This window comes from Streptomyces mangrovisoli (genome assembly GCF_000974985.2).
GTDB lineage: Bacteria > Actinomycetota > Actinomycetes > Streptomycetales > Streptomycetaceae > Streptomyces > Streptomyces mangrovisoli.
Genome location: NZ_LAVA02000171.1, coordinates 1 through 3,190, shown reverse-complemented (window position 1 = coordinate 3,190; position 3,190 = coordinate 1). Strand labels below are relative to the sequence as shown.

The 3,190-nt window shown below is 76.5% G+C and carries 2 protein-coding genes; one reads left to right on the top strand and one right to left on the bottom strand.

The annotated features are described in order from the left end of the window. A partial coding sequence (locus tag WN71_RS38985) for an NPCBM/NEW2 domain-containing protein (RefSeq protein WP_206300259.1) occupies window positions 1-503 on the top strand: 503 nt, incomplete at its 5' end. On the opposite strand, the gene WN71_RS38980 is transcribed toward WN71_RS38985, so the two are convergent. Continuing rightward, on the bottom strand, window positions 490-3,190 hold a 2,701-nt coding region (locus WN71_RS38980), incomplete at its 5' end, for an ATP-binding protein (protein ID WP_071369956.1). The genes WN71_RS38985 and WN71_RS38980 overlap by 14 nt on opposite strands.

Genomic DNA, 3,190 nt, shown 5'->3' with positions numbered 1-3,190 from the left:
CGCCCTCGCCCAGCCCCACCCCGACGCCCTCGCCCACCCCGACGCCGGCTCCCCCGCCCGAGCCGGAGCCCACCGTCTACCAGCTGAACGCACTCGACTACGACCTCCTCGGCGACGGCGACGCGCCGGAGGTGCGGCTGGCCGACAGCAGCTGGGTGTGGCGGCGCCACGGCCTGTCCGTCGGGGACCTGCGCTACCGGCAGGGCGTCACCGTGCACGGCAGGTCCTCCGTCACCGTCGACCTCAACCGCGCGTGCACCTCCTACGACGCGCTCGCCGGCGTCGACGACCTGACGGCGGGCCCGGTCGCGCTGGCCTTCTCCGTCTACGCCGACGGGGTGCGGCTGTGGCGGTCCGGCACCGTCGACGGCGGCGACGCGGCCGTACCCGTCCATGTGGACCTCACCGGGCGCCGGACCGTACGGCTGGTGGTCGAGCCGCGCGGCCCCCTCGACGAACTGGCCCTCGCGGACTGGGCGACGTCGAAGTTCACCTGCCGGTAGGGGCGGCCGAGGACGCCAGGTCGGCCAGCTCCGTCACCACGTCCGCGGGCGTCAGGGCCGTACCCCGGGCGTGTTCCGCCGCGCAGCGGTCCGGGCCCAGCCCGGCGCGTGCCTCGCGCTGGATCGCCTCGGCGTCCAGGCGTTCCGGCATCGGGCGGGGATGGCCGCCGCGCAGCCGGTCGCCGACCGCGAACAGCCGCAGTGCGCGCGGCACGTCGCCGCTCCTGGCGCAGAGCACGGCGCCGATGTCGACGAGCGCGGCGAGCACGGCCTCGGAGCACTGCTGCTCCAGGCCCTGACGCAGGACGTCCACCGCGACCGGCAGCGCGCCGCGCGGCCCGGACTCGGCCGCCACGACCAGCGCCCGCACGGCGCCCAGGGCCGCGAGGAACTGCGGCGGCGGGGTGCCGCGCCGGCTCTCCACGAGCGCGTCGTCGTGCAGCCGCCGCGCGAGCGCCACCTCCCCGTCGGACAGGGCGATGTGCGCCCGCAGCAGCAGGACGAAGGAGCGGGAGTCCGAGACGCCGTGCTCCTCGGCCACCGCGCTCGCCTCGTCCAGGGCGGCCAGCGCCGCCGCCCGGTCGCCGGACCGGTAGTCGATCTCGGCGATCCGGGCCATCAGGAACGGCGTCTCGATGTTCGCGCCGACCTCGTGGGCCAGCCTGAGCGCCTCCTCGTACTCCTGGCGGGCCTCGTCGAACCGGCTGCGGGCCATCGCCGCCTCGCCCGCCGCGCTGGCGACCTGCGCGCGCATCCAGCGGTCGCCCGCCCGACGGGTGATCGTGCGCAGCTCGGCGAGGTCCTCGTCGACGCCCGCGAGGTTGCCCGGCGAGTCGACGACCATGTGGGTGCGGAACATCAGGATGACGGCGACCTCCCAGTCACCGCCGTGCGCACGGCAGTTGAGGAGGGCAGCGTCCAGGCTGGCCCGGACGTCGTTCGGGGTCTCGTGCAGGAACAGCACGGTCGGCCAGCAGACGCCGGGCATCCGCGCCGCCTCGGGACCCCCGGCGGCGAAGGCGTCCCGCACCCGGTCGACGTAGGTGTCGAACCGCTCGTCGTTCTCGTAGACCGGCCGGCCGTACTCCAGCACCATGAACAGGTGCAGGATGCGCAGGTCCATGCGCGTCCGGTGGAGCGGATGGCCCCGCTCGCCGTCGGGGGCGTCGAGGAAGGCGGCCACCATGTCGAGCGCGGCGATCGCCTCGGGGGTGGGGCGGACCGGGTCCGGCAGGTCCAGCAGGACGCCCAGCCGCAGCACCCGCTCGACCCATTCCGTGGCCTCGCGGCGGTAGTTGCGCAGCCACCAGAACCAGCCCATCCCGAGGACGATCGCCGCGGCCTGCGGCTCGTCGCCCGCGAGCAGCGCCCGGTCGAGGGCGGCGCGGACGTTGTCGTGCTCGGTCTCCAGCCGTGCCATCCACGGGAGCTGGTCCGCGGTGCGCAGCCGCCGGTCGGCCTCCTCGGCCAGCGAGCGCGCCCACGCCCGGTGCCGTTCCTCGGCCGCGGCCCGGACCTTCGGGTCCTCGGCGGCGCGCTCGACGGCGTACTCGTGGATGGTCTCGAGGAGCCGGTAGCGCATCCCGTCCGCGCCGTCGCCCGCGTACGCCACCACCAGGGACTTGTCGACGAGCGCGCCGAGCACGTCGGCGACCGGGCCGGTGCACACGGCCTCCGCCGCGGCGAGGTCCCAGCCGCCCGCGAAGACCGACACCTCGCGCAGCACCGCGCGCTCCCGCTCGTCGAGCAGGTCCCAGGACCAGTCGACGACGGCGCGCAGCGTCTGCTGGCGGGGCAGGACCGTGCGGCTGCCGGCGGTGAGCAGGCGGAAGCGGTCGTCCAGGCGGTCGGCGATCTGCCGCGGGGTGAGCATCCGCAGCCGGGCGGCGGCCAGTTCGATGGCGAGCGGCAGCCCGTCGAGGCGGCGGCAGATCTCCGCCACGGCGACGGTGTCCCGCAGCGCGGCCCCGGCGTCGGGCCGTACGGCCGCCGCGCGCTCGGTGAACAGCCGGTGCGCCTGGTCGGGGCGGAGCGGTTCGACGGGGCGCAGCTGCTCGCCGGGCACGCCGAGCGGTTCCCGGCTGGTGGCGAGGACGGTCAGGGCGGGGCAGCGGGTGAGCAGGGTCTCGGCGAGGGCGGCGGCCGCGTCGACGACGTGTTCGCAGTTGTCGAGGATGAGCAGGCGGGGGCGGACGGCGCAGTGCTCGACGAGCAGTTCCACGGGGTCGTCCTGCTGGAGGCCGAGCTCGGCGGTGATCAGCGCGGTCTCGCGCAGCCCGAGCGCGCTGACCACCGCGCCGGGCACCGCCTCGGGCCGGTCCAGCGGGGCGAGTTCGACCAGCCAGGCCTGCGGATGGCCGGACGCGGCCTCCTCGGCGAGCCGGGTCTTGCCGGAGCCGCCGGGTCCGGTGAGCGTGACCAGCCGCGAGGTGCGCAGTTCCGAGCGGAGCGCGCCGAGTTCGGGCTCCCGGCCGACGAAGGAGGTGAGCCGGGGGCGGATGTTGCCCGCGGGGGCGACCGCGGGGGCGGGAATGGGGACGGGGACGGGGACGGGGACGGGGGCTCGGCGGGGGCCGGTGTCGGCGGATCCGTCCTGGCCGAGCAGGCCCGCGTGGAGGGCGGTGAGTTCGGGACCCGGATCGGTGCCGAGGCCGTCGGCGAGGGCGCGGCGGGCCCGCTCGTACGCG